The sequence below is a fragment of the Burkholderia sp. BCC1985 genome (assembly GCF_905339915.1).
Classification (GTDB): Bacteria; Pseudomonadota; Gammaproteobacteria; order Burkholderiales; family Burkholderiaceae; genus Burkholderia.
The window spans coordinates 1-13230 of record NZ_CAJPGY010000081.1 but is presented as its reverse complement, the minus strand read 5'-3'; the positions used below and the strand labels follow the sequence as shown (position 1 = coordinate 13230).

Below are 13230 nucleotides of genomic sequence, written 5' to 3'. Positions count from 1 at the left end.
AATGGGCTTCGCGAAGAAGGTCGCCCATCGCGTGATCTTCATGGACCAAGGCGCGATCGTCGAGGACGACCGCAAGGACGATTTCTTCTCGAATCCGAAGTCGGACCGCGCGAAGGACTTCCTCGCGAAAATCCTGCACTGAGCGATCCCGCGCCGCCGCCCGTCCCACGCCGATGCTCCCGATGAAACGACTGCCTTCCCTCAATGCGCTGCAGGTCTTCGACGTCGTCGCGCGACACGGCAGCTTCACGCGCGCCGCCGGGCACCTGTGCCTGACCCAGGGCGCCGTGAGCCGGCAGATCCTCGCGCTCGAAAGCTTCTATCAGTTTCCGCTGTTCAAGCGCACGCCCAAGGGGCTGACGCTGACGGCCGAGGGCGAGCTCCTGTTGCCGACCGTGCGCGAAAGCTTCGCGCGCATCGAGGAAGTGTCGATGCGCCTGTCGCGCAGGCGCACCGAACTCGCGCTGAAGGTGCCGACCTGCATGATGCAGTGGATGCTGCCGCGCATCATGCGGTTCCAGGCCGAGCATCCCGAACTCCAGGTGCAGATCACGACCACCTGGGAGCATCACGTCGATTTCCGCATGGAGCCGTTCGACGCCGCGGTGATCTACGCGCCCGGCGCCGGCCCCGACATGCATGCGATCCCGTTGTTCGAGGAACGGCTCACGCCTGTCTGTGCGCCGAGCCTGCTGGACCGGCAGCCGCTCGCGAGCCTCGACGACCTGCTCCGTCACACGTTGCTGCATCCGACACGCGATCACCGCGACTGGAAGCGGTGGCTCGACCATGCGGGCGCGCCGCACGTCGACTCGACGCGCGGGTTGAGCTTCGAGACGCTGGATCTCGCCACACACGCGGCGATCGACGGTTACGGCATCGCGATCGGCGACCGGACGCTGGTGGACGAGAGCGTGGCCGCGCACCGGCTCGTGATGCCGTTCGACATCGCGTTGCCGACGGGGATGGGTTATTACTTCGTGTATCCGGCCGGAACCGAACAGCAGCAGAAGATCCAGCTGTTCGGCGACTGGATCGCGGACGAACGTGCGTGGCGCTGCGGCGACACGCCGGCCGAGCCGCCGTCTCCGCGATCGCCATCGCCATCGCCGGAACTTCCGGACTGAACCGCGTCACGCGAGCGCCGCTCGCGTACGCGGATCTGCCCGGTCATGCGGTCGACGAATCCCGCAGTGAGGGAAACGGTTGTCGTTCCTTTCTCCGCCATCGTCGGCGACGTAGCGCTCCCACCTGAAACCTGTCGACCAGACGGCCCGCCTCGTCGCGCGAAGCCGCGCGCGCGATCAGCCGATGCTCCGCGTCGTGGAATTCCGTCGTCTCGGACAGGAGCGCCGTGCCGCCGATGCGTTTCAGCAGATCGACGGCCGCGCCGAGCGCGGAATTCCGTGATCACCCCCGACTAGCCGTCGGACCCGCCCCATCGCAGGCCGGCCGTCAGCCGCGAGGCCGGCACGGTGCTGCGCCGCGCGCCGATCCGCCAGTCATGCCGATGGGCGTCCCTGCGCGATTCAACCCGGACACAACAACCGCAAACTTACGATTGAAAATAACTCTCATTTGCATTAAATTCCGGCGCGCAAATGTACCGTTTGGAACACGGATGCCCGCGCAACGCGGCTCGTGGTGCCCGAACGCGAACCAATTTCTCAGGGACGGGTATGAGCAGAAAGAACTGGGCGGCCGCACCGATGGCCATCGCCGTCGGCACGGTCGGGCTGAACGTCGCCAATGCGCAGGAGCTGGTGCTTCCGGCCGTCGAAATCTCGGCGCAGCGCACGAAGGCACCGTTTCGCGCGCCCGACTCGACGAGCGCGACGCGCACCGAGGCGGACGTGATGGAGATCCCGTTCGCGGTCAGCAGCGTCGATACGAAACTGATCCAGACCGTGGCCGCCACCCGCGGCGAAGACCTGTACGACTGGGTCGCCGGCGTCGCGCGGCAGAACAACTTCGGCGGGCTGTGGGACAACTATGCGGTGCGCGGCTTTGCCGGCGACGGCAACACGTCCGGCACCGACTACCTCGTCAACGGCTTCTCGTGGAATCGCGGCATCAGCGTGCCGCGCGACACCGCGACGCTCGAGCGCATGGAAGTCCTCAAGGGCCCCGCGTCCGCGCTGTACGGCCGCGGCGACCCCGGCGGGCTCATCAGCTACACGACGAAGCAGCCGCAGTTCAAGCGCTCGAACACGATCGGCGTGTCGGCCGGCAGCTACGGCGCGCTGCGCGAGACGCTCGATTCGACCGGCCCCGTCACGCAGTCGCTCGCGTACCGCTTCGTCGCGATGAACGAGGACAACGGCAGCTTCCGCGACACGGTGTCGAGCAAGCGCTACCTGTTCGCGCCGTCGTTCACCTGGGATATCGGCGCCGACACGACGCTCCACTACGAATTCGAGACCGCGCGCCAGCGCGCGCCGCTCGATCGCGGCGTGGTCGCGGTCGGCGGGCAGCTCGGTGCGGTGCCGGCGTCGCGGTTCCTGGGCGAGCCGCGCGACGGCGACTACGACGTGCGCAACTCGGGGCACCAGTTCACGCTCGAACATCGCTTCGATGCCGACTGGTCGGTCAACGCCGGCTTCGCGCAGCGCGACACCGACCTGTCCGGCCGCTCGTCCGAAGCGTTCGCGCTGCAGCCGGACGGCCGCACGCTGTGGCGCCGCTACCGGCAGGTCGCGTTTCACTCGAACGACGTGCAGGGGCGCGTCGAAGTGGCCGGCAAGGCCCGCACGGGCGCCATCGACCATGCGTTCGTGATGGGCGTCGATGCGTATCGCTTCAACTACGATCAGTTCGTCGCGCGCTCGACGCCGACGGCCGCGGCGCCGTATGCGATCGACATCTTCGATCCGGTGTACGGCCAGCCGGCGCCCGTGCCGCGCACCGCGACGAACCTGCTCGAGCGCGACGACGGCCAGGGCCTGTACGCGCAGGACACGCTCGCGTTCGGGCCGCACTGGAAAGTGCTCGCCGGGCTGCGCTGGGACCGCTTTCACCAGTCGGTCGAGAATCGCCTGAAGGGCGTGACGACGAGCCAGCTGCAAACGGCGCTGAGCCCACGGCTCGGCATCGTGTACGAGGCCAGCGCAGCGCTGTCGCTGTATGCGAACACCGCGTACTCGTTCCGGCCGAACAACGGCGCCGACGCGAACGGCCGCGCGTTCGATCCCGAGAAGGGGCACGGCTACGAAGCCGGCGTGAAGTGGGCCGGCACGCGCTGGCTCGCGACCGTCGCCGCGTTCTACGTGAACAAGCGCAACGTGCTGACCGCCGATCCGGCGAATGCCGGGTTCTCGCGTGCGGCCGGCGAAGTGCGCAGCCGCGGCGTCGAATTCGAATGGAACGGTGAACTGGGCCACGGCTTGCGCGGCATCGTCAACCTCGCCTACGTCGACGCGCAGGTCACGCGCGACACCGTCCTGACGCCGGGCGCGCGCCTCGTCGACATTCCGCGCCTGAGCGGCAGCGCGCTGCTGATGTACGAAACCGCGCTGCCGCTCGTCGACAAGGCCGGCGCGGGCGCGGGCGTGATCTACGTCGGGCGCCGCGCGGGCAACACCGCGAACACGCAGGACGGCTTCGACCTGCCCGCCTACGCGACCGTGCAGCTCAACGGCTACGTGCAGGTCAACAAGCATCTGCGCGCGTGGGTCGTGCTGAACAACCTGTTCAACCGCACGTACTACGTCAGCTCGTACAACAGCCTGTGGGTCACGCCTGGCGCGCCGCGCAGCCTGTTCGCGTCATTGGCGTATTCGTTCTAGGCCGGCGCGGCGCGTCGACGGGCGGGTGTGGGGCGGGATTCGGCGATTCGGCGATGCGTCGACCTGCCGGGGCGCGCATCCGGCCATCTCGAATCGTCAGGCAGCCAGCCACTGCGCCGCATCCGCCGCATCCACCGGAATCTCCGGATTGAACCGCGTCATGCAGTTCAGGTCGAGCGCGCGGATCTGCTCGGTCATGAAGTCGACGAAGATCCGGATGCGCGTCGGCAGGTGTTGCCGGCTCAGATAGCAGATGTAGTGGCCGCGATCCTGCGGCACATGCTGCGCCAGCGCGACGACGAGTTCGTTCGACGCGAGATGGTCGCGGATCTGGTAGCCGGCCATCTGCGCGATGCCCGAGCCGTTCAGCACCGCGCGCAACACGAGATCGGCGTCGTTGAACGTGCGGCGCGCCGTCGGCAGGTACTTCTGCACGCGGCCGTCCACGTTGAATTCCCATTCGAACAGGCGCCCGCTCGCGAACCGGAAATTGATGCACTCATGGCGGTCGAGGTCCTCGATGCGTTGCGGGAGCCCGTGCGCCGCCACATACGACGGCGCCGCGCAGAGCGCCATCTGCATCGGAATCAGTTGCCGGGCGATGATGCTGGAGTCCTCGATGCGCCCGTTGCGGAACGACACGTCGATCCGCTCGGACACCAGGTCGACGGGCCGGTCGTCGAGCAGCAGATCGACGATGATGTCCGGATAGGCATCCGCGAACTTCTCCAGCAGCGGCGCCACGATCTTCCTGCCGAATCCCGCGGCCGAGCTGATGCGGATGAGGCCGCGCGGCGGCCCCTGCCGCAACTCGAGCATGTCGTTCATCGCTTCGACGATCTGCGCCACGCCCTGATGGCAGTTCTCGAAGAAGCGCCGGCCCTCGCACGTCAGCTCGGTCGTGCGCGTGGTCCGCTGGAACAGCCGCGTACTCAGTTGCGCCTCCAGCTTCTGCACGTTGCGGCTCACGGCCGGCCGCCCGACGCCGAGCAGTTCGGCGGCCTTCGTGAAGCTCCCCTCGCTCGCCACCGCAACGAACGCGAGGATGCCCGCATAGCTCGCACCGAAGCTCGCCGACAGCGCATCGGCGCGACCGGCCAGGTCGCGACGAACGTCGGGCTCCGATGTTTCCGGATGATTCATTTCCGCTGCCCCCAAGCATGCTGCTCATATGGATCGGCGCGTCGCCGGCATGCGCCGGCCAAGCGCCTGCGTGCGAACGTGATTCAGCGTCCCGCCAGCCACGCGTCGAGGCCGATGCGCCCGAGCCGCGCCGCGCCGAGCGGCACCAGCGACGTTGCCTCGACGCGGCCGCCGTAGTAGCGGGCGTCGCGATCGGTCACCACCGCGCGTGTGTCGCCGACCGACTTCAGATAGCGCGCGACGATTTCCGCGAACGGCGCGCGATCCGGGCCCGCGATCTCTATCGTGCCGTTCTGCGGCCCGGCGAGCGCGGCCTGCGCGACGAGGGCCGACACGTCCTCCGCGGCGATCGGCTGGAACAGTCCATCACCGATGCGCACGGTGCCGTCTTCCGTGCCGGCATCCGCGATGCCGCCGATGAATTCCATGAACTGCGTCGCGCGCACGATCGTGTACGGCACGCCCGCCGCCTCGATCGCCTGCTCCTGCGCGACCTTGGCCAGGAAATAGCCGTTCTCCGGCATGCGGTCGCAGCCGACGATCGACAGCGCGACGTGATGGCGCACGCCCGCGGCCACTTCGGCCTTGCCGAGATTGCGCGCCGACGTGCGGAAGAAATCGAGCACCGCCTGCGGCTCCCATGACGGCGCATTCGCGACGTCCACGACGACGTCGGCGTCCGTCAATGCGTCGGTCAGGCCTTCGCCCGTGATGGTATTGACGCCGGTGCGCGGCGATGCGGCGAGCGCCTGGTGGCCCGCTTCCTCGAGCAGCGTGACGACACGCGAGCCGATCAGGCCCGAACCGCCGATGACGACGATCTTCATCGCAAAATCTCCTGACGAATGAACTGCAGTGGAATGTGACGGGGCGTGACGGCTGCCGGATCGGGTGAACGCGGCGATGACCGTCCATCGCTTGGCGCAATTGTGGAAGAATCATGTCCTATCCAGCAGTGCCAAGAATCGTCGATCGGACTGATCCATGCCGTGCCTGTCCCCGTCATCCGCGAGACCGTCATGTCTGAGCAACCCTCCACCCTGACCATCGAAATCGACCGGCAGCATCGGTTGCCGATCTATCTGCAGATCTGCGAGCGGTTCAGAACCGCGATCGCCGCGGGCCACCTGCGTCCCGGCGATCGCGTGCCCGCGCTGCGCGGCCTCGCGACGCAGCTGAACACCGCGCGCGGCACCGTCGAACAGGCATACACGATCCTGGTCGACGAAGGCTATCTGCAGATGCGCGGCGCGGCCGGCACGTTCGTCTCGCCGTCACTGCCGAAATCGGTGACGCGGGCGGCGTCCTCGCGTGCCGACGATCCGGCCCGGCACGCCGAGGATGCCGGCCTGCGCCAGCCGCCGGGCATGTCACGCGACAGCCCGCCGCCGCCGCGCGCGCAACCGATCGCCGTCGCGCTGAGCGGCGAGCCGCGCCCGCTGCAGCCCGGGCTGCCCGCGCTCGACGCGTTTCCGCGCAAGGTATGGCACCGGCTCGTGTCGCTGCGCGCGCGCAGCGCCGACCGCGCGCTGCTGGGCTACCCGAATCCGGCCGGCTACCGGCCGCTGCGCGAACACATCGCGACCTATCTGGGGCTGTCGCGCGGCGTCACCTGCGTGCCCGAACAGGTGTTCGTCACCAGCGGCTACCGCGCGACGCTGGAACTCGTGCTGCGCAGCCTCGCGCGCCCGAACGACCGTGTGTGGTTCGAGGACCCCGGCTATCTGCTCGCACGCAGCTTCCTGTCCGAGACCGGCGTGGAACTCGTCCCGGTGCCGGTAGACGCCGACGGAATCGACGTCGAGCGCGGCCTGCAGCTGGACGCGCACGCGCGCTTCGCGCTCGTGACGCCGTCGCGGCAGAGCCCGCTCGGCCATACGCTGTCGCTGTCGCGGCGCATCGCGCTGCTGGACTGGGCCGAAAAGACGTCGGGCTGGATCGTCGAGGACGACTACGACAGCGAGTTTCGCTATCTCGGCCGCCCGCTGCCGGCGCTGAAGAGTCTCGACCGGCGCGATCACGTGATTTATTGCAGCACCTTCAGCAAGGCGATGTATCCCGGCTTGCGGCTCGCGTATGCGGTCGTGCCGGAACGTGCGGTGGAACGCGTCGAACGCGTGGCCTGCAGCATGAACGCCGGCTCGCCGACGCTCCTGCAGGCGGCCCTTGCGGATTTCATCGAACAGGGGCACTTCGCCCGGCACCTGAAGCGCATGCGCACGCTGTACGGCGAGCGCCGCACGCTAATCGTGAACGCGTTGCGACAGGTGTTCGGCAAGCGGATGATCGTCGAACTGCCGGTGGGCGGTATCCAGTTCGCGGTGCGGTTCACCGACGGCCCCGACGGGCCGGTCGACGACGTCGCCGTCGCCGCACGCGCGCGCGACGCGGGGCTCGCGGTCGTGCCGCTGTCGATCTGGTACACGAACAGCCATACGCAGCAAACGCCGCGCGGCCTCGTCATCGGGTTCGCGAACGTCGCCGACGCGGACGAAGCGCACCGTCACGCACGGACGCTCCTTGCGTGCCTCGACGGCTGACGCGCGGCGTGCGGCCGGGCCTCCGGCGTGGCCCGCTCGGACGACGGCAATCTCGCCGTCGATCTGCGCCTGCCCGCCGAGTTCGGCGGGCCCGGCACCGGGACCCATCCGGAACAGCTGTTCGCGGCGGCCTTCGCTGCGTGCTTCCACGGCGCGCGATTGGTTCCGAAGCGGCAATAGAGTGCGCACCTTCCCGGCACTACTGGCTCGTGGGACCTGCAATTACGATGGTCGCCAGGCAGGTCGCGCAATGAATGGTCATGCGCAGCGCCGATAGCCCTGCTTCAGCAATCAGGAGAACGTATCATGACGCAACGTATCAACTACTTTCAGCAATCGCCGGAGCTGACGAAGAAGCTCGTCGAACTCGACGGGCTGCTTCAGAAGACGACGATCGAAGTGCCGGTTCGCGAACTCGTCGAGATTCGCGCGTCACACCTCAACGGCTGCGCGTTCTGCGTCGACATGCACATCAAGATGGCCAGGATCCACGGCGAGCGCGAACTGCGCGTGCATCACGTCGCGATCTGGCGCGAGTCGCCGCTGTTCTCGCCGCGCGAGCGCGCCGCGCTCGAATGGACCGAAGCGCTGACGCAGCTTTCGCCGCACGGCGTGCCGGACGATCTCTACGATCGCGTGCGCGCCCACTTTGCCGAGAAGGAGCTGTCGGATCTCACCGTCCTCGTCGGTGCGATCAACTGCTGGAACCGGCTGAACGTCGCGTTCCGGATGGTGCCCGGCTCGTTCGACAAGATGTTCGGTCTCGACAAGGCCAACCTGGAGTAACGACATGAAACGCATCGTGCTCGCGCTTGCACCGCTTGCGCTGTCGCTGCTGATGCCCGTTCCGCCGGCTGCCGCCGCGCCGCAGGCCAAGGTGACGCAACTGACCACGGAGCCGCTGCCCGAGTATCCGGGCAAGGAAGTGGAGATGATCGTCGTCGATTATCCGCCCGGCAGCGTCGACCCCGTTCATCGCCACGACGCGCACGCGTTCGTCTATGTGCTCGACGGCGGCATCGTGATGGGCCTGAACGGCGGCAAGACGGTCACGCTCCACGCGGGCGACACGTTCCACGAAGGCCCCGACGACGTGCACACGGTCGGACGAAACGCCAGCGGCACGAAGCCGGCGAAATTCGTCGTGTTCCTGATCAAGAACAAGGACGCGCCGGTTCTCACGCCGGTGAAGTAGCGGGATCGTCGTCGAGGCGCCAGGTCGGCCGGAAACGGCAGCTCGGCGCCGCGAGCGAATGCGTTCCGCAACGCGACGGCTTGCCTGGGCTGGCCGGCCGCCGCCGCCGCCGTCTCGACCGGCGGACAGCCGGCAACCGGTCCTGCAAACCGCATGCCCCGCCTTTGAAGGCCCTTCGCTGAAAAGCCGGGATCGGCTGCGTACAGCCGGATGCCCGATGCGGGCGACACATGGACATGAGCGCGACGGATTGGAAACCTCAATCTTGCGACGATCCCATCGACACGTCGCCGACGAGCACCCCTCTCAACTGCTCTCGCCACGCCGTGACATTCTTCGCACCGTTCAGTCGCTCGAACTCCCGTTGCGCTGCCTGCCAGAGTGGGGATGCTCTATCGTGCAGGCGCCGGCCCTCCTCGGTGAGTTCGACGAGGCGGCTTCGGCCGTCGGTGGGCGAGGGCTTGATCGTGACGAAGCCGTCGCGCTCCAGGAAGCCGACCATTTTCCCCATCGCCGTTCGTTCGATATCGAGCCGTTCGGCAAGGGCGTTGACGGGGGTACTTCCCACTTCGTGCAGGGCGGCCAGGGTGAGGAATTGCGTGATGCGCAGACCCGACGGCTCGAGATGGCTATCGTAGAGTCGGGAGATCTGCCTGCTCGCCTTCCTGACGGCGAAGCAGTTGCATTGATCGATGCCGAGCGGCTGGTTCACGGGCAACATCGGTTGCACTCCTGATTTCGGTTGATTGCGCGAACGCTACGCGCGCGTCGCGCGAAGCTACGGTGGCAGCTATCGATGATAGCCGGGAGCGACGGCGCTGGCCTACGATCTGCGCACCTCGCGGCTCGCCGCCGAATCCGGCCCGTGTCGACCGCGGTGTTCAAAATCCTGCCGGCGGCGTGATGTAGCCGGGTATCTCGGCCGCGAGCGTACTCTTCAGCACCGCTGTCCCCTCGTCGGCCATGACCTCGCTCTTGCCGGCGGCGAGCGCGTCGTAGGTCCGTCGCACGACGTCCTCGGGACTGGCTTTGGGCACGTCGATGCCGTTGGTCAGATCGGTATCCACGAACCCGACGTGCAGGCCGAGAACCTGGATGCCACGCTCGCGCAGGTGAAAACGAAGCTGGTTCGTGTAGCTCCAGGCGGCGGCTTTCGACGCGGCATACGGTGTCAGATAGGGCCGCGGGAGCCACACGATGTCGGAAAGCACGTTGATGATCGCGGCATGCGGCCGGGCCGCCAGGATCTGTTCGAAGGCCTGTGTGACGCGCACCACGCCGTGGTAGTTGGTATCGAACAGGCGAGCCGACTGCGCTTCCACGTCGGCCGACAAAGGCCCGTCGATCAGCGCGGCAATGCCCGCGTTGTTGATCAGCAGCGTCGTGTCGGTCGCCTGTTTCGCCGCCTCGGCGATCGACGCCGGATCCGTGACATCGATCCTGAGCGGCACGATGCCCGGCTCGTCGAAACCGCTCGTGTTGCGCATACCCGCGTACACCTTCGCCGCCCCGCGCCGAAGCGCCTCGCGTGCAAAAGCGAGGCCCAGGCCGCGATTGGCACCGGTGATGAAGACGGCGGCGTTCTTGATATCCATGACAAGCTCCTGTTTCAAAAGCCGCGTGCCGGGAGAGTGTCGACTCCATCCACGAGCGCGCGGGTGCCTCGTTCAAAGAAAGACGTGTTCCGGCAACTGCTTCGAAAGCGACTCCCGCAGACGGGTCGCGAGAGTCAGTACGGCGCCAAGCGGGCTCATCCGCACGCTGACTCGCGGCACCGAGCCGTCGGCGTTGCGATCGGCGACCACGACCGCGCTCAACGTCTCGCCGCTCGTCAGAACGGCCTCGTATTCGAGAAAAAGCCGCGAGCCGACGGCTTGAACGAACGTTGGCGTCTGCGACACGTAAAAGGTCCCGACGGCGTCGACGGCGAGCCGGATTTCGTCGCGCCCGATTACGGGAGTGCGCAACACCGAGCTGACCAGCTCCGCGTCGGCCGTCAGATCATCGAGAAACGGATGACGATCAGGTTGGACGGGTGACATGTTCAAACCTCCCGATTCGTTTCAAGCAGGTGTTCACACGAATGCGGCCCGATACTTCTCGACGAACTGCTGAACCGACAGCGGCGGCGTTCCGGTGACCTTCTCGACGACGTCGTTGGTGCCCGAGAAGATGCCGTCGTGGTAGTTCTGCGCGACTTCGACCAGATGCTGCGTGAGGAACGGCGGAAACTTGTAGAGGGTTTCCATCTTGTTCCGGAATGCCTCGATGGAAGTCGGCGCGTATTCGATCCGGGCGCCGAGAACCTCGCTCATCGCGGCTGCGATCTCGACGTGGTTCATCTCGACGGGTCCGTGGAGCGTGTAGGTCTTGCCCTCGTGGCCTTCGGGGCTGGCGAGGATGTGGGCGATCACGCGGCCCTGATCGTCGCTGGCAATCGGCGCGTGACGGCCGTCGCCAAACGGAAATTCGATCTTCTTCGTGGCCCATATCTCCCGCGCAAAATGCGGATAGACGAGCCAATCGGCGAAGAAGGTCGGGCGCAAATGCGTCGTCGCGACACCCGACCAATCGAAGACCTGCTCGGAGACCCAGTGATCCTGTGCCGCGTGGCTCAGCGACTCCCGGCGCGCGGAAATCTGCGACATGTTGACGATCGCCGTGACGCCCGCTTCCTTTGCTGCCTGCGCGAAATACGCCGCGGCCCCGATGATTCCCGGCGCGATCGGATGAAGGAAATACGCCGAGCGGATGCCTTCCATCGCTGCCCGAATGGCGTCGATGTCGGTGAAGTCGCCGACCGCGACATCGACGCCGCGCTGCCTCAGGACTGCCGCCCGATCGTCATCCGTGCGCACATAGGCCCGCACGCGTTTGTGCATCTTGAGCAGCTCGTCAATGGCAATACCGCCGGTGCGTCCGGTTGCACCGCTCACAAGAATTTCAGGCTCGTTCATCGCTTCGCTCCGTTCGAAAATGAGAGCATATGCTCCCTTGAGACGGATATTAGGAGCATATGCTCTCATCGTCAAGTTTTTTTGTTGTGGCCCCAGATAACATCACGCTCGGGTCGGCAGAGATCGCACTGGATAGCGTGGGTCTTTGCATCGCGCCTGTGCCGTGAGCCAATACCCGCAAGGCATTCAAATCCGGCCCCATAAATCAGAATTTGTGCCGGTAAACACCTGACCGATCAAGACCTGGCACCCGCCATCTTCCGCAAGCATGTCTTTCCGGGGTTTACCTAACTGACTGGACGCCGAGCGCATGCTTAAATAAATCAACTTGATTTATTTAATGCGCCGAAAGCGGCGCCACATGGAGGGAGACGCCATGCGAAGCCCGCACATCGGCCAGGGCAGCAACTCGGTCAACGTGCGCCGTTACAACGAGCGCCTGCTGCTGAAGACGCTGCGCCGTACCGGCAGCGCGTCGAAGGCCGACCTCGCCCGCCACGCGAACATGACGAGTGCGGCTGTCGGCGGCATCATCGCGTCGCTCGCCGACGCGAAACTGATCGAATTCGCCGGCCGCACCGAAGGCCAGCGCGGCCAGCCGGCGTCGCTGATTCGTCTCGATCCGAATGGGGCATTCGGCATCGGCGTCCGCATCGACCGCATGCGCATCGAAACGGCGCTGGTCAACTTCGCGGGCGAGATCATCGGCTGCCGCTCCCACGACACCCTGCTCCCTCCGCCCGCGACGGTGCTCGAACTGGTTCGCAGCGACATCGAAGAGATGCAACGGCTGCTGCCCGCGCAGGATCGCGACCGGCTGGCGGGCGTCGGCGTGGCCCATCCGTTCAACCTGGGGAGCTGGCTGCGCGAACTCGGCCTGCCGGCCGAAGCCTTCCGCGCGTGGGCCGAGATCGACCTGGCCCGGGAACTCGCCAATGTCATTCCGCTGCCGGTGTTCAGCGAAAACGACGGCAACGCGGCCGCGATCGCCGAACTGTTCTATGGCTGCGGCCGGCAACGCGACAATTTCGTCTATCTGTTCCTCGGACCGGTGATCGGCGGCGGCATCGCGATCGACGGCGACTGCCTGCACGGCCGCACCGGCAACGCCGGCGATTTCGCCGTCATGCCCGTACACCCGAGCCGCCTGCCCTCGGCGCCCGCGCCGCACGGCGCGTGGGACATCCTCCTGACGCGTGCGTCGTTGAGCGCGCTGATTCGCCATCTCCGCCATTGCGGCGAGCAGGTCGAGAACCGCGCGGATCTCAACGACTGCATCGCACGCAACGTGCCGGCCGTCGACGAATGGATCGACGATTGCGTCGATGCGCTCGCGTTCGCGCTGCGCGGGGCGCTGTCCGTACTCGATTTGCCGGTCGTCGTCCTCGATTCGGACGTTGATGCCGGCCTGCTCGACACGCTCATGCAACGTCTGGGCGTGGCGCTCGCCGACATCACGCCGGAAGCCCGCAGCGCGCCGGAACTCGTGCGCGGCACGTTCGGCGCCGACGCCGGCGCGATCGGCGCCGCGACGCTGCCGATGTTCTTCAACTTCTCACCACGCTCCGGCATCCTGCGCGGTGCAGGCCTGGATACGCAAGAGGTCGCTT

At 66.7% G+C, this 13230-nt stretch carries 13 protein-coding genes and 2 pseudogenes; 8 read left to right on the top strand and 7 right to left on the bottom strand.

All coding sequences use genetic code 11. The features are described 5' to 3' along the window. Both U4Z31_RS36265 and U4Z31_RS36260 read left to right on the top strand, forming a co-directional pair. Positions 1–142 (top strand): annotated as a pseudogene (locus tag U4Z31_RS36265) (amino acid ABC transporter ATP-binding protein); the annotation flags it as partial. A 40-nt stretch (positions 143–182) separates the two neighbouring features. Beyond that, a complete protein-coding gene (locus tag U4Z31_RS36260) occupies positions 183–1127 on the top strand; it encodes a LysR substrate-binding domain-containing protein (RefSeq protein ID WP_321812922.1) in 945 nt (314 codons plus the stop codon). 43 nt (positions 1128–1170) lie between these two features. On the opposite strand, the gene U4Z31_RS37290 is transcribed toward U4Z31_RS36260, so the two are convergent. Continuing rightward, on the bottom strand, positions 1171–1347 hold the full coding sequence (locus U4Z31_RS37290; RefSeq protein ID WP_415750334.1) for a hypothetical protein: 177 nt from the start codon (positions 1345–1347) through the stop codon (positions 1171–1173). 332 nt (positions 1348–1679) lie between these two features. Here U4Z31_RS37290 and U4Z31_RS36250 point away from each other — a divergent pair, with 332 nt between their 5' ends. Then, a complete protein-coding gene (locus tag U4Z31_RS36250; RefSeq protein ID WP_321812921.1) occupies positions 1680–3785 on the top strand; it encodes a TonB-dependent receptor in 2106 nt (701 codons plus the stop codon). Between the two features lie 96 nt (positions 3786–3881). Here the strand turns inward: U4Z31_RS36250 and U4Z31_RS36245 are convergent, their stop codons facing one another. Together U4Z31_RS36245 and U4Z31_RS36240 are read right to left on the bottom strand one after the other, a co-directional pair. Further along, positions 3882–4928, bottom strand: a complete 1047-nt coding sequence (locus U4Z31_RS36245) for a LysR family transcriptional regulator (RefSeq protein WP_124489831.1) — start codon at positions 4926–4928, stop codon at positions 3882–3884. Between the two features lie 83 nt (positions 4929–5011). Further along, positions 5012–5755 carry an SDR family oxidoreductase gene (locus U4Z31_RS36240; protein ID WP_044848713.1) on the bottom strand — a complete coding sequence of 248 codons (744 nt, stop codon included), beginning with the start codon at positions 5753–5755 and terminating at the stop codon, positions 5012–5014. 192 nt (positions 5756–5947) lie between these two features. Here U4Z31_RS36240 and U4Z31_RS36235 point away from each other — a divergent pair, with 192 nt between their 5' ends. The 4 genes and pseudogenes from U4Z31_RS36235 to U4Z31_RS36220 all read left to right on the top strand — a co-directional run bounded on the left by U4Z31_RS36235 (position 5948) and on the right by U4Z31_RS36220 (position 8663). Further along, positions 5948–7468 carry a PLP-dependent aminotransferase family protein gene (locus U4Z31_RS36235; protein WP_321812920.1) on the top strand — a complete coding sequence of 507 codons (1521 nt, stop codon included), beginning with the start codon at positions 5948–5950 and terminating at the stop codon, positions 7466–7468. 12 nt (positions 7469–7480) lie between these two features. After that, positions 7481–7624, top strand: a pseudogene (locus U4Z31_RS36230) (peroxiredoxin); the annotation flags it as partial. Between the two features lie 150 nt (positions 7625–7774). Continuing rightward, a complete protein-coding gene (locus U4Z31_RS36225) occupies positions 7775–8254 on the top strand; it encodes a carboxymuconolactone decarboxylase family protein (RefSeq protein WP_321812919.1) in 480 nt (159 codons plus the stop codon). Between the two features lie 4 nt (positions 8255–8258). Further along, the gene (locus tag U4Z31_RS36220) at positions 8259–8663 is read left to right on the top strand and encodes a cupin domain-containing protein (RefSeq protein WP_321812918.1); all 405 of its coding nucleotides are present in this window, start codon (positions 8259–8261) and stop codon (positions 8661–8663) included. Between the two features lie 259 nt (positions 8664–8922). Here the strand turns inward: U4Z31_RS36220 and U4Z31_RS36215 are convergent, their stop codons facing one another. The 4 genes from U4Z31_RS36215 to U4Z31_RS36200 form a co-directional block, all read right to left on the bottom strand. Next, positions 8923–9384, bottom strand: coding sequence for a MarR family transcriptional regulator (locus tag U4Z31_RS36215; protein ID WP_321812917.1), 462 nt, complete (start codon positions 9382–9384; stop codon positions 8923–8925). Positions 9385–9544: 160 nt separating this feature from the next. Further along, positions 9545–10258: an SDR family oxidoreductase gene (locus tag U4Z31_RS36210; RefSeq protein ID WP_321812916.1), complete on the bottom strand. Its 714-nt coding sequence runs from the start codon at positions 10256–10258 to the stop codon at positions 9545–9547. A 72-nt stretch (positions 10259–10330) separates the two neighbouring features. Next, complete coding sequence (locus tag U4Z31_RS36205; RefSeq protein WP_321812915.1) at positions 10331–10705, bottom strand: hypothetical protein; 375 nt, start codon at positions 10703–10705, stop codon at positions 10331–10333. A gap of 33 nt (positions 10706–10738) precedes the next feature. Further along, entirely contained in the window at positions 10739–11620 is an 882-nt protein-coding gene (locus U4Z31_RS36200; protein WP_124489833.1) for an NmrA family NAD(P)-binding protein, read from the bottom strand. 376 nt (positions 11621–11996) lie between these two features. Here U4Z31_RS36200 and U4Z31_RS36195 point away from each other — a divergent pair. Continuing rightward, positions 11997–13230, top strand: a 1234-nt coding sequence (locus U4Z31_RS36195) for an ROK family protein (RefSeq protein WP_321812914.1), incomplete at its 3' end; no start/stop codon positions are given.